18 protein-coding genes are annotated in these 19,975 nt (G+C 59.7%); 8 read left to right on the top strand and 10 right to left on the bottom strand.

Annotated elements, in window-relative coordinates; translation table 11 throughout:
- Positions 1–80 precede the first annotated feature (80 nt).
- The 3 genes from AC1Z32_RS07045 (at position 81) to AC1Z32_RS07055 (ending at position 3,901) form a co-directional block, all read left to right on the top strand.
- The gene (locus AC1Z32_RS07045; RefSeq protein ID WP_483477965.1) at positions 81–1,259 is read left to right on the top strand and encodes a ParA family protein; all 1,179 of its coding nucleotides are present in this window, start codon (positions 81–83) and stop codon (positions 1,257–1,259) included.
- Entirely contained in the window at positions 1,260–2,231 is a 972-nt protein-coding gene (locus tag AC1Z32_RS07050; RefSeq protein WP_483477966.1) for a ParB/RepB/Spo0J family partition protein, read from the top strand. It begins immediately after the preceding gene.
- A gap of 302 nt (positions 2,232–2,533) precedes the next feature.
- Positions 2,534–3,901: a replication protein O gene (locus AC1Z32_RS07055; protein WP_483477967.1), complete on the top strand. Its 1,368-nt coding sequence runs from the start codon at positions 2,534–2,536 to the stop codon at positions 3,899–3,901.
- A 39-nt stretch (positions 3,902–3,940) separates the two neighbouring features.
- Here AC1Z32_RS07055 and AC1Z32_RS07060 read toward each other — a convergent pair whose 3' ends face one another.
- Positions 3,941–4,423, bottom strand: a complete 483-nt coding sequence (locus AC1Z32_RS07060; RefSeq protein WP_483478237.1) for a hypothetical protein — start codon at positions 4,421–4,423, stop codon at positions 3,941–3,943.
- Between AC1Z32_RS07060 and rpoD the strand changes: the two genes are divergently transcribed.
- Positions 4,304–6,205: an RNA polymerase sigma factor RpoD gene (gene rpoD, locus AC1Z32_RS07065; RefSeq protein ID WP_483478223.1), complete on the top strand. Its 1,902-nt coding sequence runs from the start codon at positions 4,304–4,306 to the stop codon at positions 6,203–6,205. The genes AC1Z32_RS07060 and rpoD overlap by 120 nt on opposite strands.
- A 91-nt stretch (positions 6,206–6,296) precedes the next feature.
- On the opposite strand, the gene AC1Z32_RS07070 is transcribed toward rpoD, so the two are convergent.
- The 6 genes from AC1Z32_RS07070 to AC1Z32_RS07095 form a co-directional block, all read right to left on the bottom strand.
- On the bottom strand, positions 6,297–6,671 hold the full coding sequence (locus tag AC1Z32_RS07070) for a hypothetical protein (RefSeq protein ID WP_483477968.1): 375 nt from the start codon (positions 6,669–6,671) through the stop codon (positions 6,297–6,299).
- A 1,015-nt stretch (positions 6,672–7,686) separates the two neighbouring features.
- Positions 7,687–8,535 carry a hypothetical protein gene (locus tag AC1Z32_RS07075; protein WP_483477969.1) on the bottom strand — a complete coding sequence of 283 codons (849 nt, stop codon included), beginning with the start codon at positions 8,533–8,535 and terminating at the stop codon, positions 7,687–7,689.
- A 4-nt stretch (positions 8,536–8,539) separates the two neighbouring features.
- Positions 8,540–10,087: a hypothetical protein gene (locus tag AC1Z32_RS07080; RefSeq protein ID WP_483477970.1), complete on the bottom strand. Its 1,548-nt coding sequence runs from the start codon at positions 10,085–10,087 to the stop codon at positions 8,540–8,542.
- A gap of 9 nt (positions 10,088–10,096) precedes the next feature.
- Positions 10,097–10,954: a hypothetical protein gene (locus tag AC1Z32_RS07085; RefSeq protein WP_483477971.1), complete on the bottom strand. Its 858-nt coding sequence runs from the start codon at positions 10,952–10,954 to the stop codon at positions 10,097–10,099.
- Positions 10,955–10,958: 4 nt separating this feature from the next.
- Positions 10,959–12,155 carry a type VI secretion system Vgr family protein gene (locus AC1Z32_RS07090; protein WP_483477972.1) on the bottom strand — a complete coding sequence of 399 codons (1,197 nt, stop codon included), beginning with the start codon at positions 12,153–12,155 and terminating at the stop codon, positions 10,959–10,961.
- Positions 12,156–12,158: 3 nt separating this feature from the next.
- Positions 12,159–12,320, bottom strand: coding sequence for a PAAR domain-containing protein (locus tag AC1Z32_RS07095; protein ID WP_483478224.1), 162 nt, complete (start codon positions 12,318–12,320; stop codon positions 12,159–12,161).
- On the opposite strand from AC1Z32_RS07095, the gene AC1Z32_RS07100 reads away from it, so the two are divergent.
- Positions 12,288–12,464 carry a hypothetical protein gene (locus AC1Z32_RS07100; RefSeq protein ID WP_483478238.1) on the top strand — a complete coding sequence of 59 codons (177 nt, stop codon included), beginning with the start codon at positions 12,288–12,290 and terminating at the stop codon, positions 12,462–12,464. The genes AC1Z32_RS07095 and AC1Z32_RS07100 overlap by 33 nt on opposite strands.
- Positions 12,465–13,255: 791 nt before the next feature.
- Here AC1Z32_RS07100 and AC1Z32_RS07105 read toward each other — a convergent pair.
- Together AC1Z32_RS07105 and AC1Z32_RS07110 are read right to left on the bottom strand one after the other, a co-directional pair.
- Positions 13,256–14,803, bottom strand: a complete 1,548-nt coding sequence (locus AC1Z32_RS07105; protein WP_483477973.1) for a methyl-accepting chemotaxis protein — start codon at positions 14,801–14,803, stop codon at positions 13,256–13,258.
- Between the two features lie 224 nt (positions 14,804–15,027).
- On the bottom strand, positions 15,028–15,732 hold the full coding sequence (locus tag AC1Z32_RS07110; RefSeq protein WP_483477974.1) for a glutathione S-transferase N-terminal domain-containing protein: 705 nt from the start codon (positions 15,730–15,732) through the stop codon (positions 15,028–15,030).
- Positions 15,733–15,998: 266 nt separating this feature from the next.
- On the opposite strand from AC1Z32_RS07110, the gene AC1Z32_RS07115 reads away from it, so the two are divergent.
- Positions 15,999–16,637 carry a hypothetical protein gene (locus AC1Z32_RS07115; RefSeq protein WP_483477975.1) on the top strand — a complete coding sequence of 213 codons (639 nt, stop codon included), beginning with the start codon at positions 15,999–16,001 and terminating at the stop codon, positions 16,635–16,637.
- A gap of 71 nt (positions 16,638–16,708) precedes the next feature.
- On the top strand, positions 16,709–17,476 hold the full coding sequence (locus tag AC1Z32_RS07120; protein ID WP_483477976.1) for an SDR family oxidoreductase: 768 nt from the start codon (positions 16,709–16,711) through the stop codon (positions 17,474–17,476).
- 9 nt (positions 17,477–17,485) lie between these two features.
- On the opposite strand, the gene AC1Z32_RS07125 is transcribed toward AC1Z32_RS07120, so the two are convergent.
- Positions 17,486–17,716, bottom strand: coding sequence for a hypothetical protein (locus tag AC1Z32_RS07125; RefSeq protein WP_483477977.1), 231 nt, complete (start codon positions 17,714–17,716; stop codon positions 17,486–17,488).
- A gap of 251 nt (positions 17,717–17,967) precedes the next feature.
- On the opposite strand from AC1Z32_RS07125, the gene AC1Z32_RS07130 reads away from it, so the two are divergent.
- Positions 17,968–19,962 (top strand): sigma-54-dependent Fis family transcriptional regulator, encoded by a 1,995-nt coding sequence (locus AC1Z32_RS07130; RefSeq protein WP_483477978.1) that lies wholly within the window; start codon positions 17,968–17,970, stop codon positions 19,960–19,962.
- The last annotated feature ends 13 nt before the right edge of the window (positions 19,963–19,975 follow it).

Raw genomic sequence — 19,975 nt, forward strand, 5'->3', positions numbered from 1 at the left:
TTATTCTTCGGTTTGCAGCTTGTTTTCCACAAACCGAAGAATTATTTGCTTACCCAGGCCCGCCAGTGACTGCGAATTCCATGCTAAGCGCTCGGCTTCCCGAAGTCGATCAATCCGTTTCGATCGAAACGCTCTTGGGGGTGGCCGCCCAAGCCACTGACATTCTCAATCAGATCCGCGATGCAATGTTGGAGCCGTATCCGCGCAAGAGCGCGCCAACATTCACGAGCGCGCAGGTCGCTTCGCTCTGCGGTATCGACAAGCAGCGGTTCCAGTACCTGACGACCAAAGGCGAATTGCCTGCGGGCACGTCCAAGGGCGCGGGCCGCAGCAAGGAGTTCACGCTCGAGGAGGCGTTGACCTGGATTCGGGCGACGAAGGAGCGCACGCGCCGGCCGGAAGGCAAACGCGGGCGCATCGTGACTATCGCGAATTTCAAGGGCGGGGTCGCAAAGACGACCACCGCCGTGTCGGCCGCGCAGGCATTGACGCTGCTCGGGCGGCGCGTGCTTGTCATCGACTGCGATCCGCAGGGCACCACGACGCAACTGTGCGGATGGGCGCCCGACGCCGAGATTTCCGACGATCAGACCCTTCTTCCGCTCATCTACGGTGACCAGCAGACGCTGCACTACGCCGTGCAGGAAACGTACTGGCACAACCTCGATCTCATTCCGGCGTCGTCGTCACTATTCGACGCCGAGTTCGAGATTCCCGCGAAGGTTCTGAACGACAGTACGTTCGAATTCTGGGAAATCGTGCGCAAGGGTTTGATGCCGCTCACCGATGAGTACGACGCCATCGTGATCGACACGCCTCCCGCGCTCAGCTATCTGACCATCAACGCATTGCTCGCGTCGGATGCCATCTTGCTGCCCTGCCCGCCGGAGGCGCTCGACTTCGCAAGCTCGACGCAATTCTGGCATCTCTTCGCCGATATCGCGAAGAAGCTGCCCGGTGTGCTCGAGCAGAAGCGCTTCGATTTCGTCAACGTGATCATGACGAAGGCGAAGTCCGATGACGTCTCGCGCGTCGTGCGTGGCTGGCTGCAGAAAGCCTATGGCGATCGCGTGCTGCCCTTCGAGATTCCGGAGTCGACGGTGCCGAAGGGCGCGTCGGCGCAACTGTCGACGGTCTACGACCTGTCGAAGCCGGACGGCAGCACTGCCGCCTACAACCGATTCAAAGAGCCGCTCGACCGGCTCGCCGAACACCTCGACGCGCAGTTCGTTCGCGCGTGGAACCAGCCGGAGGCATAAATGGGCATCGGGGACAGACTCCTCGCCAAGACAGCGAACATCGGCAGCAAGCCGGCGGAAACGACACAGCCGCGTCCGGTCAGCACCGAACCGCGCACGTCGCCGGGGCGGCTGATGGACGCGCAACATCGCATCAATACGGCGCAGGCTCGTATCAAGGAACTCGAGACTCAACTCGAGGAGCGGGCCGCACTGGAAGTGCCGCTCGACGCGCTCGTCGAAGTCAGTGGACGGCGCCGCAAGCTCACCGCCGAACAGTTTCAGGAACTGAAGAGCAATCTCGCGCAGCACGCGCTCGCCACGCCAATTTTGGTGCGCACGCTGCCAGATGACCGTTATGAGATCGTCGCGGGTCACAACCGCGTGGCCGCGTATCGCGAGCTCGGACGGCCGACGATTCGCGCCAACGTTGCGTCGATCGATGAAGGCGAGATCGAATTCGCGGCGTTCTTTTCGAACCTGCTGTCGCCGTCGCTGACGGACTTCGAGAAGTATTGGAACTTCAAGCGGCTGCAAGAGTTGAGCGGGCTGTCACGCACCGAGATATCGGAAAGCGCCGGACTGAGCAAGAGCCACGTCACACGGATCTTTTCGTTCGATGCGCTTCCCGAGGCTGCCAAGGTGGCACTCGCCGAGAAGCCCGAGCGACTCGGAAGCAATGCGGCGCAGAAGCTCGCCGCACTCACGGAAGCAGGCAAGTCGGACAAGGTGGTAGAAGCGGTCCGCCGTCTGATCGACGACGAAAATTTCACTCAAGACAAGGCTGTCGCACTTGCAGCAGAGAAGCCCCGCGCTGTAGCTCCGAGTGCCACGGTGGTTAGATCGGGCCGAAGGAAGGTTTGCGAGGTTTCCACCAGGAACGGAGTCGTTGGCGTGCGCTTCTTCGAGAAGGACGCAACAGATGCGGAACAGTGGGGGCAGAGAATCGCCGACTTCATCAACAAAACGTTGAGTGAGTCGGAGCAGGATTGAGGCTCTACTAGGTTTTCGTTTTAAATCAGCAACTTAGTGAATCAAGCGAAGCTGCGGATTGTTAAACCTAGTAGAACCTCCTTAAAAATCAATGCCTTGATGAAAAGCACTGACGAGGCTGCTATGTAACGAACAAGCTGTACAAAGACAAAAGCCTTCGGCGCCAACCGAAGGCTTTTGAATATCGGGCTTAACTGCTTATCACCCGTTCCGCTTCCCGACGCCAATCGGGTCACGAGTACACACCTCGAAGTTTAGCGGAACGCGATCGGCAGTCAAGCGTTTGTCTTCCATTTTTCGAAATGGACGTACTTGACATGCGTATCGCGCAACATTCCGTTGCAGGCGAGGCTGTTTCTCGCCCGCAGAATTCCGAATCGACCTCCGCGCCGGCGGATCAGCAGGCTCTCGACGAATATGCCTGCGACCGATCCAATCTGCCGTGGGTCATCTTTCGAGCCGCACATCGCGCGACTCACACCACCGCCCTGCCCGCACGCGCTCGCGCCCTGTTCGCTGCTTTGGCCCGCACGGTCGACGCATCGCGTCCCTACGCCCCGATCTTCGCACGCCGAGAATTGCTCACAGGCCGTGCTCAGCAGTCGATGCGCACCTTCTATCGAAGCATGGACGATCTCGAAAGCGCCGGATTCATCACACGCCCGCCGCAGACACGGTACGGAGCCGCCGGATTGTTTGGTCGCGCCTACATCCATCTGACGCCAAAGGCAGCAGCCCTGCTCGGTCTCGTCGAGCCGGTCACGCAAGCCGACAAGGTGAGCGCCGTCGACCAGGAGGACGCAAGCGGCGCCGAAGCTTCGTTTTCTTTGGGCACTCCGTCTGTCACGGTGGCAGACGGCCCTATATATAAGGATCTAATCCCTGATACTCAAAAGAGACAACCAGGACGCCTCCCCGCCGACCTCCAGCGTCTGCTGTCACTGGGCTTTCGTGAATTCCTGATCTTCAAGCTGATGCGAGAGGCGAAGCTTTGCGGCAAGCTGCTGTCCGATGTCGTGGAAGCCAGCTGGAATCATTTGCGCCGGGCTGCACGGCCGATCAGCTACCTGCGCGCCTTGTTGCGCGCCCCGGTCGATTTCGCCTTCCGCGTACGGAGCCAACATAACGCGGCCGCCGAGAACGAGCAGCAGCGTATCCGCGCGAAACGCACTGAAGACGCCGTTGCCGGTCTGGCTGGTCGAACGTTCGCTAGCAGAGACGGACTCCGTCGATATCGGATTGCCGATGACACGAAGTCCATCGTCATCCATCATCGCGACGAGCCGCAGCCGCGCGTGCACGCCGGCGCGTGGGCCCACGATTTCGTCACAGCGCTCGATGCCGGCCATATCGTGCCAGCGAGCGCTGGCGACGCGCATCACCCGATGCCGGACACCCGTCGATGCACGCAAGCGCACTCGTCGACAGCGAACCCAGCCCACACCGATGCCGCCGAGCACAGCCGCAATTTCGAATCGCATCTCGCTGATCTCAAAGCATTACTGCGCTTGAAGCGGGCGGGTATCGCCCCAACTATCAAAGCACGGGACGAGGCGAAACCGACGAATCCAAACCGGTCAACTTCATCCCCGTTGAGTTCGCTTTTGAAGGCAGTATCGCGTGCGGCCTCGACGACGAGGCCGGCGGAGACATCCGGCACGCCCTGCTGACGCTATGCACGAGAATTCGAGAAGCCATGACGCATTTCATCAGACGAATAACGGTGAAAGGCGCATCCAGAAAACTTTTAGAAAACCTGCTGCGTCGCAACAAATGCTGGTATACTCTAAGGTTGCGCCTGAGAGGGCGATTGAAAAACGCAAACCGCGTTCGGATGCGGTCTGTGTGCTTTGCTCGATGCGATTTTCAGCAAGCCGTCCGTGGTCGAAGCTGTCGTCGATATCATCGCGAGCCGTCACGCTCGCTTCCGGGGATCTGTCGTCGCCGAGCAAACCTGTCGAGGAGAAAGTATGGCAAGTTTTGATCGGGAAGAATCGGAGCTGGATATCGTCGCGCCGGCGCGAAAGGGCGCGGGCCGACGGGCGAACAAAGCAAAGGGCCAGGCCGGCACGATGCAGCCCGATGTCACAATGACCGCGGAGCAGAACGAAGAACGTCAGCGCCAGATGCGCGCGCTCATTCAGTTGGGCAAGGAGCGTGGTTATCTCACGCACGCCGAGATCAACGACCACCTACCGGATAACTTCGCTGAAACTGCGGCGATGGAAACTGTCGTCAGCACGTTCAACGACATGGGTGTCGCTGTCTACGAACAGGCACCCGATGCCGAGACGCTGCTCCTGAGCGACAACGCGCCGAGCGTCGTGTCCGACGAGCAATCGGACGAAGAAGCGGAAAACGCGCTGTCCACTGTCGATTCCGAATTTGGCCGCACGACCGATCCGGTCCGCATGTACATGCGCGAAATGGGCGCGACCGAGCTGCTTACGCGCGCGGGCGAAATCGCCATTGCGAAGCGCATCGAAGACGGTCTGCACGAGATGATTCAGGCGATCGCGGCGTGTCCGTCGACGGTTGCGAGCATCCTCGCGGACGCGGCGCAAGTCGAATCGGGCGAGCTGAAAATCGACGAACTGGTCGACGGCCTGAAGGAAGAAGATTCGGCGGACGAAGACATTTCGTCTCCCGAAACAAACGACTCGACCGAAATCGATACGGACACCGACGAATCCGACGGCGACGAAGATGATGACGACGATATGGACGGCGACGATGCGGGCGCATCGAACGAAGCGCGTCTGAAGCAGCTGAAGGCCGATTGCCTCGAAATCTTCGGGCGCGTGCGCGAGCTGGCGGAACAGGCAAGCAATCCTAAGGGCACCGGCGCCGTTGCGGCAAAGGCCGTCGAAAAAGCGCGCGCCGAAATCCAGCGCGAGCTCGGCTCGATCCGCTTCACGGCGAAGACCATCGATCGCCTGTGCGCCAACGTTCAGCAGCAAGTCGCGCAAGTCCGCGATATCGAACGCCGCGTGCTGCAGATCGCAGTGGACCGTTGCGGCATGCCGCGTGAGAAGTTCGTCGAATCGTTCGTCGGTCATGAGACGGACCTCGAATGGACATCGCGTGCGGCAGCGGGCTCGAAGCAATATGGTGCATCGCTCGAGCGCAGCCTGCCGGCGATTCAGGCCGAGCAGCAAAAGCTCATCGATATCGAAGGCGTGGTCGCAATGCCGCTCCAGCAACTGAAGCAGATCAACCGTCGGATGACGGCTGCCGAGTTGAAGATGCGTCAGGCGAAGCGCGAGATGATCGAAGCGAACCTGCGTCTCGTCATTTCGATTGCGAAGAAGTACGTCAATCGCGGCATGCAGTTCCTCGATCTGATCCAGGAAGGCAACATCGGTCTGATGAAGGCGGTGGACAAGTTCGAGTATCGCCGCGGCTGGAAGTTTTCGACGTATGCCACGTGGTGGGTTCGCCAGGCCGTGACGCGTTCGCTCGCCGATCAGGCGCGCACGATCCGCGTGCCGGTTCACATGATCGAAACGATCAACAAGCTGAACCGCATTTCGCGCGAGATCCTGCAGCAGACGGGTCAGGAAGCGCATCCGTCGGTGCTCGCCGAGCGCATGGAAATGCCCGAGGAAAAGATTCGCGGCATTCTCAAGATCGCGAAGCAGCCGGTGTCGCTGGAAACGCCGGTCGGTGAAGATGCCGATGCGACGCTCGGCGACATGATCGAAGACCAGGGCGCGGCATCGCCGGCGGACGCGGCAGTGCACGCGAACATGCGCGCCGCGATCGACGACGCGCTGAACGCACTGTCGCCGCGTGAGGCGAAAGTGCTGCGCATGCGCTTCGGCATCGATACGGCTTCGGACTACACGCTCGAAGAACTGGGCAAGCAGTTCGACGTGACGCGCGAGCGTATTCGTCAGATCGAAAGCAAGGCGATGCGCAAGCTCATGCACCCGAGCCGCGCCGACAAGCTGCGTCCGTTCCTCGATCGCTGATCGTCCGAGCCGCCCGGGCTCACGTCCGGGTGCACTCGAAAGCGCGTGCCGCCGAATCGGGCGGCACGCGCTTTTTTATTTCCGGAAAGCATCAACCGTGTTTCGTGTTCTTCGGCACGGTCGACGATGCGCACGCCTGCAGCGCGGCGATCGCCTTATTGGCGAGCGTGAGCGTTTCCTCGCACGCGAGGCGATCGCGGAAAATCGAGCATCCGCCGCCCGCGTTCACACGCGCGACCGCGTTGCGGATCTTGTCCAAGGCCGATTGCGGTGAACCCGTATCCCTGATGATCGATGCGATATCGAACGCGCTGCCGGCGTCGGTCTCGACATAGCCAGGACATTGCGTCTGCGCATGTGCCGCGGCGCAGATCAGGCCGACTAGCGCGGCGGCGTGAAAGCGTCGCGCGCAGACGGCGCGAACAGCAAATTCGCGAGCGGGGAAAGAGCGGGGAAGGGCATCCATGAGCGTCACCATCGTCAAACGTCGCATCGAAGAACGTGCGCGTCGGGCGAATTCGCGTCGGATGAAATGGATGGGCGCTTGTCCACAGTTTTGGTGCACTCACTTGTGGAGATCGCGTAGTTCGCTCGTAAGGCACTGATTAGCAAGAGCTTCCATTCTACGCTCGATCACGTGCTTCTTTGAAGGTTCCATTTTTTACCCACGCTTTTTTCTTATCCCGCCGTTATGTACGGCGGGATATAGTTCATTTCGGACTGTATTTTAGAGGTGGAAAATAAAACGAATGTTCTGTCACAAATAACAAAGGGAGCAATTAATATCTCTCGATCACAACATTCTTGTAAGAAGTTATCTCAAGTGCTATGCGAGGCGTTAATCGAAAAGCGCGGCTTTTGTACTACGCCGCATCATAGAGAATTGTTGTCTCTATTTTCCTCGCAACCGAACGGAGCGCTTCTATGCGCCGATGCCCGCTGTCTCAGGCCAGCTAAGGCTCTCGCAGTACGAGCCGCCGCACCGCGAGGCAAGCCCGGCAATGTCACTGTAGCGTTTGACACATCGCTAATTGCATTCGACGCTCACGGCACGTATTGCACTGAGTGAGTGCGAACATTCTAGTCTTTCGCTGTATGGCGTTACCAGCATAGGAAACAAATGCTGACCTGTTTTAATTTTCAAAATGAACGTGCAGAGCGCTAGCACTGAGTCATGCGAACAAGTAACTTGATCCACCCTACAGCATGGCGCTAATCGTGCAGTAGTAGAGTTATATGCCGCTGAACGAGCTGTGCGGGATGATTGATCCGATCGAACGGGAGTTGCGCCCGAAGGGCACTCAAGAAACTGGAGTCACGTTTGCTCGCGGAGCAGCAGCGCGCCGGTATCGGGAGGGAGAAGAAGGCCGACCCCTACGGGCCGGTGGACATGCGGGATCTGACCTTTCACAACTGGCGGCGGGAGAATAAATCATAGGGTGTGATTTTTGCCCCGCCCGTGCGGCGGGGTGTCCCTCTATTTACCTCTTCCGATAAGGTTTAACCCACGTGTAGCTCGCGTTGGCCTGCCCGCCCTTTAACAGACGCTTGATTGGAAATGAGTCTCCCGCAAAGCGAAGGTCTACGGCACCGGACCCCTCATATCCTGTGGCATTCCAAAAGGTGGCATCCTCGCCCGCCTCTTTGTCGAGCCACACCTGCCACCACCCTGTCTCGGGACACATCATGCCCGAGCGCAAGTTCATTGCGCCGTATTTCAGGCACTTGGCGTGGTTGCGCTCCTCTAGTTCTTCAGGGGTGAGATACCAGCGCGTGATTTCAAGCTTCTCGAAATTTTCTGTATTCTTCAATGTTGATCCGGGTTCGTCAGGCTTTCGCTTATAGTCAAAAACCGCTATGACATCAAATTCCGAATCGGCTGGTAAAGGTACGCGATAGTTCAGGTGTACAAGGTCGGGATTACTGATGCCCGGTATCGGCTCGACGAAATGTATCAACGTCTCCTTGCGGGCCCCGTCAATTAACTCACCTACTCTCGTAGGTTGCACGCCGAGCGCGTCTCTCAATTCATCCCGTGGTAGGCTTATCCGAGTGGCGACACTTGGCTCGATTTCGAATCTTCTCGCGCGAGAAACCTTCTCTTGTTCAAAACGTTCATTGACTTCAAAAGTTGCGCCGTATTCACTGTTTTCATACAAATATGTTGGGAGTTCGTCATCTTCAAGGTGGCGCAATGGACCCACTTGCCTTGCTATATCATCGATACTGATTCTCCCCGCAACCCATTGCGCGCCCAGTTTTGCAACGGCAATCATTTGAGAACGCGACTTCGCCGTGATGTCATGCTGAATAAACTGATAGGAGGGCATGGGTTTAGCCTCCATTTGAAGCGGGTCCGCTTCCAGAGACCGTTTTTCGGTTGTTAGCGGCGTTGTGCCTGCCTGAGCCGGTGTTATATGCAAATGCGTAAGCACGGCTGCACCGATTATCAGACATGCCATCTTGCGCTTTGCCTGAGACCCAGTATTCGCCTGCAATTTCTCCGCAGTAAAAGGCATTATCTTCCCAAGGCCGCGATCGATACCCCTCGGCCGTATGCTCATAAACCAGATTGTCCACATTGATTGCTGTGCCTCCTGCACCGACTTGGTTTAAAACATCCTTCGCTTGCTCGAACGCGGCATCATATTCCCGAGCGAGTTCTTCATCATTAGTGGCGGTAGGTATGGGATACCATTTACCGAACCTTCGTGCGTTGCTCGATTTCCAAACGCCGAGATTCCAGACGTACATTCCCGTTACCATCTGCTTGATTCCGGAGAGCACGAGCATATCGTCGGGTATTGGTTGTTGTCTCGCCAGCTTTAAGATTGCCTCACCCTTCCGATTGCCTGTCGTAATAATGCCCGGCCAATTTACGATGTTTGGCGTTTTGGGAAAGTTGTTTGGCGTCTGAACTGCCATTGCATATATCCAGAAATGCTGTTGACAGTGACGCGTTTCGTGAAAAACCGTATCCACAAATTCCTTGAGTTTTCTCTTTGTTTCGGAGACTCGCTGTGAGCGCTCTTGTTGCTCAAGTTTCTCAAACAGATATTTGAACGTTTGTGTATTTATTATGAGGGTCCAACTTTGGTCCGAGAATACACCTTTTGCGTCGCCATCTAATGATTCGTTGGTTACTGTTACAGAAGGCAGCGCTTTTTTTGGAATCGCGAAGACACCCGATTTTGCTGACGTGAGCGCCACCGCGATTACTTCTTCGATTGATATGCGGATGGCGTTGCGAGAGTTCTCGTCCAAAGCGAGGTCTTTCCTGATCCCTTTCTCTCCGTTCGGCATGGTAACTTGAACATCAATCCACGCTGGCACGATGGTGAATTTCTGCGTACCCTTGCCAAGATAGTTATCGCCCCACTTGAATTTTTCAAGTAGCACATCTGCAAGCTGCTCCGCGTACTCAGCGATCACTGGAAAATCGAGACTTGTCTTCGAGCCATTGCTACTTTTCTTGCTGTAGCGCATGCCCCAGTTATACGGATGGCACAACGCGAAATAGTTATCAGAGGAAGTTTCTTCTATGTGGTTACGCTGAAGCGTCCGGCCATTTACTTCGGTATCGCCTTTCTTTGCGGTAACGATAGCAGGCTGCTGCGGCTCGACGGGTCGAGTCAACATGGTTTCGAAGATCGCGGCTGGATTGCCGGTGCCATCGTTATGAAGGATTTCAACGATCGCTGGTTGAATCGAGTCCGCGAAAACCTGCGTCAGTTCGCCCGCATCATTTGTGCGCCCTTCGATGAGATGTCCGCTGTCCAGCAAGATGCGATAGGGCTGGTTCGGGATACGCAAGCCAGAACGGTTGTCAACCAGCACGAACGGCTCGGCCACCTTCGCATCGTCGATATCGGCCAGCGGCATTTGTACCGGCTACCTCTTCCGATAAGGTTTAACCCACGTGTAGTTCGCGTTGGCCTGCCCGCCCTTTAACAGACGCTTGATTGGAAATGGGTCTCCCGCAAAGCGAAGGTCTACGGCACCGGACCCCTCATATCCTGTGGCATTCCAAAAGGTGGCATCCTCGCCCGCGTCTTTGTCGAGCCACACCTGCCACCACCCTGTCTCGGGACACATCATGCCCGAGCGCAGGTTCATTGCGCCGTATTTCAGGCGCTTGGCATGGTTGCGTTCCTCCAGTTGTTCAGGCATCAGGTAGCGACGGTAAATCTTGAACGAGCGAAAGTTCGTGGTGGTTTCGAACTTGGCTTCGGCAGGCTGTTCGGGAATGACCCGGTACACGAATAGTGCATGAACGTCAAAAGGTGAATCGTTTGGCATGGGCAGTCGCAAATTAAGGCCCACTTCGTCTGGATCTTGCGTGTCAAAAATTGGAATGCGCAAGTATTCGGTCTCTTCCTTACGAGCACCATCAATCAGTTCGCCCGGTTGCTTGCGATGCAGTCCGAGCCGCTGTTCAAAGATTTCCCGGGGGATGCTGGCGGACATCCATGACTCTGGGCCAATCTCGAATGTTCTTCCCATCCCTGTTTGCTCAGCTTCCGCTTCTTCATTTAATTCGAAGTCGGCACCAAATCCGCGTCCGTCGTAGTAGTAGCGAAGCCGGTTGTTTATGTTGTATTGCTTGAACTTGCCGAGCATCTCCTGAACCTGCTCAATGGTGATCTTTCCTGCCACCCATTGCGCGCCAATCTCAGACACTCTGAGGATGTCCGCAATCTGTGCCGGCGTGACGGGGGTTTGTGGCTTTCGCTTTGGTGCAACTCGCATTCGTTTACCCTCCGTTCTTGTTGTTGGTAGTTGAAACGGTTGAACGCGTATGGACTTCGTGAATGTCGAGCGTGCAGGATACGACCAGATACTCGGCGTTGGCCTTTTTCTGCGGGTAGCCGATGAGTTGAAAGTACCGGCCCGGAATGAGTCCCGTGAGATGTCCATGCCCATGCGCGCGTGCGCCCGCGCAGCGCAGGGCATCGAGCCGCACGTGCGCGAGATACTGGGCTTCGGCGAGTGGGTCGTTCGGGGCGTTCGCGAGCCCGCCTTCGAGTGGCTGACTGAAGTTGCCCCAGTCATAGTGTTCGGCGCGGGGGTAGTTCAGATCGCGCTGATCCTCCGCGACGTGCTCCATCGGGGGAAAGGCACGCACGCCGCCTGAGCGAGTGTAGTCGTAGTCCTTGATCGCCACGTGCGCGGTCGTCATCTCGCTCGTCAACGAAAGCCGGTCGATGTGTTCTTCGTCAAGCCGGTTGTCCGACGCAGCGTGAAAGCGCAGTGTCTCGTAGGCAAGCTCGTGACGCCGATGAGTGCTCATCGAATCCGACAGGACCAGACGATGAAAGCCCTCGGTGTGCTCGAACCAGAACCAGATGCCCCATTCTTCCCATAAGCGGCACAGGAATTGGTAATCACTTTCGAAGGCTTGGCGCTGGTAGTCCCGCTTGGGAAACATGCCATTCGAGAATTCCCACGCGCTGATGCGGTAGTCGACCCGGTACGCGTAGCCGTTCAGCACCTCGCGTGTGACCTCGACGACGTTCATGCCGAGGAACACCCGGCTCGTCTGGTTCAGCGTGGCAAGGTGCAGCCACGGGCGCAAGGTCAGCTCGTAGATCATCGAGCTTCCATCGGGGCCGACGATGCGCGCCGCACTCACAAGGCCGGTGATCTCACGCGTGTATGCGCCGAGACTGCAGCCGGAGACGCTGGAAATGGTCTTACCCTTGCCGGTGACTTCGATCGATACCGTGGCTTCGGCCCCGACAATCGCCGCAATGTCGAAGTGTTGGTCGGTCGTAAGCAAGTTGTGGCGCCCGTCCGATATACGGGCGGTGACGACATATTCGAAGAGTTCGCTTAGCCCTTCGGTGCCGCGAAGACGTGTCGGTGTGAGAAACGGCGTGCCGAAATAATCCGGCTCGGGCAGCGCGTCGCAGTGCAATCCAAGCACATGCATCTGTAAGTTTTCTGCCATGTATTACCCCGCGATCAGCGTTGCACCGCACGCTGTCTTGTCGCCCAACTGAGCGACACGCCTGCCCCGATGGGTCATGCTGCCGCTCGCGAGGATCGGGAATGTGCCGCTGCATTTTGGGCACTCTGTCAAATGCCCATCGAGCGCGACGCGCGCGCCTTTCACTGTGAACGTTTCGGCGGCTTCGATAATGGCTTCGCCGTGATCGGTCTGTCCATTCAGTACTGCTACATCGCGCCCTTGAACATCTCTCATGATTTCGTTATCCCGAAAAAAACCCCGCGTGAAGCGGGGCAAATGGGTTGCTGATGCTCGATATATTAACTTGCTGCGCGAGCGACGTCGGGAGTCGCCTGAATCATTCTACGTAATCCATATTAAATTGGACGTGCAGAATGGGCGCTTTTTTTCGTAACGCTTCGTTGCCTTCACCAGAGCATCCTGCAAATGGTGCAAACAGGTGTCGAACCATACACCCCGGTACTGGCGCAGTGTCGTTGACATTCCGTTGGCGACGCGCTGGATTCCAGCACGCATCTGGCTATATTGCCCGGTGCGCTGTGTTTGGGGTGGCCCGAGCGACCCATCAGGCTTGCATCGCTTTGTTGCCGGGTGTTCGCGTTCTTGCAACATACCGATTTCCTGTTCGCCTATCCCACCTTCTGTCTCTCGGATAGAGGCGGGCGGGTGCCCAAATGACGGGCTTAGGAGTCTCGGCTACCAAACCACGAATCGAACTGCCCCCGATAAGGGGCAATCCGTCACGGCCCGCCCGTAGGCGAACAGCAACCTATCGGAAACACCTTTGCTTCAACAACTTAAGTGTTCTACCTGAAGGTAGGGAGGTGATGCACCGCAACCCAAAAGATTTCCACAGTTTTGGTGCACAAGCATGTGGATATCCTGAGCATCGCCGGCCCAACGTCTTGATGCGTAACGCATTTCATGCGCCGTGCGAAATTCGCGCGCTGCTTCGCCTCCCATTGCGAACCGGTTATGCAAACCGCGTCGGTGACGGCGAAAGTCGCTCTTTGCACGATCGCGAGCGCCATAAAAAAACCGCGCGAGCAATGCATGCACGCGCGGCGAATTTCAAAGCCTCAAACCTGGAAGGCCTGCACGGTCTGCCTGAGCTCGCGCGCTTGCACATCCAGCGAGAGGGCGGCCGTCGCCGCTTCGCTGACGAGCGCCGCGTTCTTTTGCATGAGCCGGTCCATCTGCGAGACGGCGTCGTTCACTTCGTCGATGCCGCTGCTTTGCTCGCGCGAAGCAGTCGCAATCGCTTCGACCAGCGTGGATACGCTGTCGACAGATTCCAGCAAATCGGCGAGTGTCGTGCCGGCGCGCTTCACCGTCGAGCCGCTCGATTCGACATGCGCGTTCACCTCGCGCGTCAACTGCGAGATTTCCTTCGCCGCGCCCGACGAACGGCGTGCGAGCGCGCGCACTTCCTCCGCGACGACCGCGAAGCCGCGTCCGAGCGAGCCCGCCCGCGCCGCTTCGACTGCCGCATTCAGCGCGAGCAAATTCGTCTGAAACGCGATCGATTCGATGACATCCGTGATCTGTCCGATCTGTGACGAACGCGAAGCCAGATCGGTCATGCGCGCGATGGCATCGGAGACGGCGCGCTCACCGTCCTTCGCACGGGCCGACGCTTCCTTCGCGAGCTCGCGCGCGCGGTTCGCGTGATCGGCGTTCGCACGCACCGTGGACGCGATCTGCTCCATGCTCGCGGATGTCTGCTGCAAGCTCGCCGCATGCTCTTCGGTGCGCGTGGACAGCGCGTGATTCCCTTCGGTGATGCCCGCCGCCGCGATACCGATTGTGTCCGTCGAACGCTTGATGTCGCCGACTATCGACGCGAGCTGGCTGCGCATCAGGCTCATCGCGTGCATCAGACTTTGCGTGTCGCCGGGCGCGACGGGCACGTTCATCAGCAAATCGCCCTGCGACACGCGCCGCGCGACGCTGGCCGCGAGCGCCGGTTCGCCGCCGAGTTGACGGATCAGCGTGCGCGCCATCGAAAAGCACAGCCATCCGACGAGCGCGACGCCCGCGACGATGCACCCGCCGACCGTCCACTGCACGATGCGGCTCACGCGCTGCGCTTCGTCGTACTCCTGCTGCGCGGCGGTGAGCTGGAACGCACGCAGATCCGTGCTTTCCTTCTTGACGCGCGCGGCCGAAGGCTCGATCTGCTGCGTGACAATCCATTGCGCCTCGGAGAGATTGTTCGCGGCGAGCAGATTCGTCGTCGGGAGAAAGCCTTTGTCGCGCAACGTCGCCCAATCGGCGGCGAGGCGTTTGGCGAGCGGCGCTTCGGTGGCATCGAGCGGATAGCGCAGATAGCGGCCGAGCAGGGCGTCGATCTTCGTGATGCGCTGCTGCGTCGCCGCAACGACGGTCTGCGTCTTTTGCGCCGACGGATCGAGCACGGCGTCGCTGATCGCAAACTGGCTTTGCGTGATGAGCTCGTCGATGGTCGAGATGGTTTGCAGCGCCTGCGCGCGGCCTTCGAAGACGTGACGCAGCGCGGCATTGCCTTGCTGGACGCCGAATAATCCGACGCTGCCGACGGCGACGAGCACGGCGGCAACCGCGCCCGTGACGATCGCGAGGCGCGCCTTGACGGTGAGCTTTGACATGTTCGGTAGAGGAGAGAAGTGCGCGAGGAAGTCTGCGGGCCTGGAGCGCGGCGTTGCGCGGCGCGAAGCGGCCAATGATCAGACGTTTTTGGAAAGCGCAATCTACCGGGGCTATAAGACGGTTGTGTGACAGCCGGATGAATGCCGCGGCGCATACGTTTGCGTGCGCGAATGCGACAAAACACGAGGATGCCCGCGCCAAGTCGCGCGGGCGTGAACGAGCGTCAGTCGCGCTTCGGAATCTCGAGGCCGCGCTGCACGGCGGGCCGCGCGAGGAACGCGCCGAGCGCGCGCTCGACGTTCGCGAACTCGTGAAAATCCACGAGCTCGCGCGCTTCGTAGAAGCCGATCAGATTGCGCACCCACGGAAACACCGAAATATCCGCGATGCTGTACGCGTTGCCCATGATCCAGTCGCGTCCGTCGAGCCGCTTGTCGAGCACCGCGAGCAGCCGCTTCGACTCCGCGACATAACGCGCGCGCGGCCGCTTGTCCTCGTATTCCTTGCCGGCGAACTTATGGAAGAAGCCGACCTGACCGAACATCGGGCCGATGCCGCCCATCTGGAACATGAGCCATTGCAGCGTCTCGTAGCGCTTCGCGATGTCGTCGGGCATGAGCTGTCCGCTCTTCGCCGCGAGATAGACGAGAATCGCGCCGGATTCGAACAGCGGCATCGGCTCGCCGTTCGGTCCGTCCGGATCGATGATCGCGGGAATCTTGTTGTTCGGATTCAGCGACAGAAACTCGTCTGACATCTGATCGTTCTTGTCGAAGCGCACGAGATGCGGCTCGTAGGGCAGGCCGGTCTCCTCGAGCATGATCGAGACTTTCACGCCATTCGGCGTCGGCAGCGAGTAGAGCTGAATGCGCTCGGGATGCTGAGCAGGCCATTTGCGGGTGATGGGGAAATCCGAAAGCACTGTCATGTAAGGTCCTCGAAGGTCGAATCGCTGAATATAACGATTTCGCGAATTTCTCGTTCGCGCGGTCTTTTGCGCGCTGTCATCGGATCGACGCATCGAAAAGAAAAGATTGAGGGATCTCGTACAGACTCGGCATGTCGAAGCGCAGAATCTGTCTTTACGTCGACTACAGAATCGATTGTAGGAATCACTGCACGAGCACGAGGATTTGCGCGTAGCGCCACGGTCAAGAAGTCAACCAACACACAATAAACCCAGCCCTTGCGGGAATGATGCAGCGCGTGCGCGAGGTGCGGGCCGGTTCGCTGGCTCGCTTATTGCATCGATGCGGATGCCCGAGCATCAGTGTCGGCCTTACGAACCGTTCGTTTAACGCTGCCATGAAAACCGTTCCTCTCGCAACGCTCACCGCATTCGCTGCCGTGGTCGGGGGACTGCTGCCCAGCCTATGCTATGCAACGCCTCTCGAAAGCCAGCTCGACTGCAAATCCAGTGCGCACAGGTTCATCGCGCCGCTTGTCGCCGACAAATCCATCGATGCGCGGCCCATGCGCGTCGAGGCGAACTCGGTCAACGCCTTCAAACCGACGCCGGGCAGCGAGCTGACCGCCTACGGCTTTCGCGTCTACGCCGTGCTTGGCTACGAGCAGGGCGACGACATGTTCAAGCGCGGCAGCGGCCAGCCGATCAACGATTCCGCATACGGCGTGGTCGTGCTCGCGGGTGCGGAGACGGTCGAGGCGAAAGTGCGGGAATCGGGCAGCACGGCCGTCATCAAACAGGTCGTGCCGATGATGATGACCGCCATCTTCTGCGACGGCAGCAGCATGCACAACACCACGACGGCAACGGCAACGGCGACGGCAACGGCGGACCCGGTTACGACGGAAGCATCGCGTAATCGCTGATTCATCGTCGATAATGTTCTCCCGATTAGCGCGCGCATGTGTCGCGCGCATAACAACAGGAGAACGCCGACATGTCTGACGCAGCCAACCAGTCTCAACGAATCGCCATCGTCACCGGAGCAGGCAGCGGCATTGGGCGCGCGGCGGCGCTAGCCCTGCTCGGCGACGGCTGGTCGGTCGTGCTGGCGGGAAGGCGTCCCGCGCCGCTCGAAGCGGTGATCGGCGAGTCCAACGCGGGCGACCGCGCGCTCGCCGTGCCGACCGATGTTTCCGATCCGCAATCGGTGGAAAAACTCTTCGCGGCGGCGGTGGAGCGCTTCGGCCGCGTCGATCTGCTGTTCAATAACGCCGGGGTGTCGAATCCGCCGGGGCCGTTCGAGGACTGGACGCCCGAGCAATGGCGCGGTGTCGTCGATATCAATCTGAACGGCATGTTCTATTGCCTGCAGCAGGCGTTCCGCACGATGAAGGCACAAACGCCGATGGGCGGCCGCATCATCAATAACGGCTCGATTTCGGCGACCGCGCCGCGCCCCAACTCGGCGGCTTACACGGCGACGAAGCACGCGGTCGAGGGCCTTACGAAATCGGCATCGCTCGATGGCCGCAAGTACGACATCGCGGTGGGTCAGATCGATGTCGGCAACGCGATGACCGAACTCGCCGCGCGCATGTCGAAGGGCGTGCCGCAAGCGAACGGCGAGATCGCCATCGAACCGATGATGGACGTGAAGATCGTCGGCCAGTCGGTCCTGTACATGGCGAATCTGCCGCTCGAGGCCAACGTCCTGTTCCACACCGTGATGGCGACCAAGATGCCGTTCGTCGGCCGCGGCTGACGCGTCCTTCTACGCGGTCCGATACCAGACGCGAATGCCCGAGTACCAGTGGCTCACGCTGGTATCGTCGCCGGCGCCGAACGTCGAGAGGCTCTCGACGTTCAGCACGTCGATACCGTTCTCATCGATCCATTTGTTCGCGCGCTCGACGAGCGCCGCGCCGTTCTCATACACATTGCCCTTGATGATGTGATGCTGCACGATCTGTCGCTCGAAATCTTCGTAAGCGATCTTCGCCATCCGTCGTCTCCTGTATTTTCGTTTTGATGCGCTCGGTTATCGGCGCGCCTTTGTTGCGGCGCAGCGCTCCCGCCGCATGACGCGTTCCGCCGATTCAAGCATCATATGGCCTGAGACACGCTCGTGCGAATCGGTGAATGCCGCGCTCGCGAGCGAAAGAATGAGAGCAATGCCAGGAGGCGAATAAAAACGAAAGCGCGCTGCCATGCGCCGATAAACGCCTGACGCGTCCGGAGACAAGGAGAGCACGCATGGACATGCGGCAACGCGAGCACATCGAGGCAGTCGTCGCGGCCACCACGCGGGCCGACGCGCTCGGTTCCGCGCGCACGCACGACGGCATCATTCAGAGTTCATGGCGGCGTTGCGTGCATCAGTACGGGCTCGATCCGTCGCGGATGCAGGAAGCGCGCATCTTGCCGCAGACGCGGTTGCGCGAGCATCAGCAGCGCATCGACGATTTCGCGCGTATTGCCCGTCACGGCCTGGAGACGCTTTACGAGCAGGTCGCGGGCATGGGCTACGTCGTGCTGCTGACGGATGCGCTCGGCGTGACCGTCGATTACATCGGCGACGCCAACACCGATTCCGCGCTGCGCCATGCCGGGCTCTATCTCGGCGCGGAATGGAGCGAAGCGGGCGCGGGCACGTGCGCGGTCGGCACCGCGCTCACGACGGGCCAGGCGCTCACGGTTCATCAGATCGATCATTTCGACGCGACGCACATCCCGCTCACCTGCACCGCCGCGCCGCTCTTCGATTCGCGCGGCACGCTCTCCGCGATCCTCGATATCTCCGCGCTCACATCGCCGCAAGCGCGCGACAGCCAGAACCTCGCGCTGCAGCTCGTGCGGATCTACGCGGGCCATATCGAGAACGCGAACTTCCTGCGCACGCATCGGCAGGACTGGATTCTGAAGCTGAACACATCGCCGGAATTCGTCGATGTCGACCCCGAATATCTGATCGCGCTCGATGCGAGCGGGCGCATCGTTGGCCACAATCGCCGCGCGCACGCGATGCTCGCCGCGGAAATCGGCCGGCCGATCGCGCCGGGCGAGGCGGCGGCATCGCTGATTGGCGTGCCGTTCGACACGCTCTTCGATGCGCGCATCGAAGAGCTGGGCCGCTTCGTGTACTCGCGGCCGAGCGAGTTGCGCGCCGTGCCGCTCGCGCGCTCGGGCGCGCTGCTTTACCTGAGCGTGATGCCGCCCGCGCCGTGCTTCACGCCGACGACGAACGCGGCTTCGCCACGCAGCGTGGAAGTGCCCGCGCCGCTGGCCGCGCTATGCGGTGGCGATGCCGCGCTCACGCGCCAACTGGAACGCGCCGCGAAACTCGTCGATTCGCCGATCAACCTGCTCGTCAATGGCGAAACCGGCAGCGGCAAGGAATTCTTCGCGAAGGCGCTGCATCGCGCGAGCGCGCGGCGCGCGGGGCCGTTCGTCGCGGTGAATTGCGCGGCGATTCCGGAGACGCTCATCGAAAGCGAACTGTTCGGGCATCTGCCGAACAGCTTTTCGGGCGCGGGCGCGAAGGGCAAGCGCGGGCTGATTCAGGAAGCCGATGGCGGCACGCTCTTTCTCGATGAAATCGGCGACATGCCGCGCGAGCTGCAATCGCGTCTTCTGCGCGTGCTGGCCGAAGGCGAAGTGCTCGCGATCGGCGCATCGCGGCCCGTGTCGGTCGATGTGCGCGTGATCTCCGCGACGCATCATTCGCTCGACGCGCTCATGCACGACGGACGATTCCGCGAAGACCTGTACTACCGCCTGAACGGCGCGCGCTTCACGCTGCCGCCGCTGCGCGAACGAACCGATCTCGACTGGCTGATCCGCAAGCTACTCGACGAAGGCAATGACGCCGCGCGCGGTCCCGTCGCGTTGTCGCCGGCGGTGCGCGAGCGGCTGCATCGGCATGAGTGGCCGGGCAATCTGCGCGAGCTGTGTAACGTGCTGCGTTATGCGCGCGCGGTGTGCTCGAACGGACTGATCGACATCGACGATCTGCCGGAAGGATTCGCGGGCGCCGCCGCGCCGGTCGAGCTGCCGCCGCGCGTCGTCGAGGAATTCGATCCGCATCGGCTTCCGCCCGAAGGCATGCTGCTGATGCAGTACTTGCGCGCGGCAAGCTGGAATCTGAGCGCGGTCGCGCGGCAGATCGGCGTGAGCCGCATGACGCTGTATCGGCGCATGGCGCGCTACGGCATCAAGTCGCCGAATCAGCGCGACGCGAACGGCCACTGAACACGCGATACGC

Source organism: Caballeronia sp. 11_S32 (assembly GCF_056930355.1).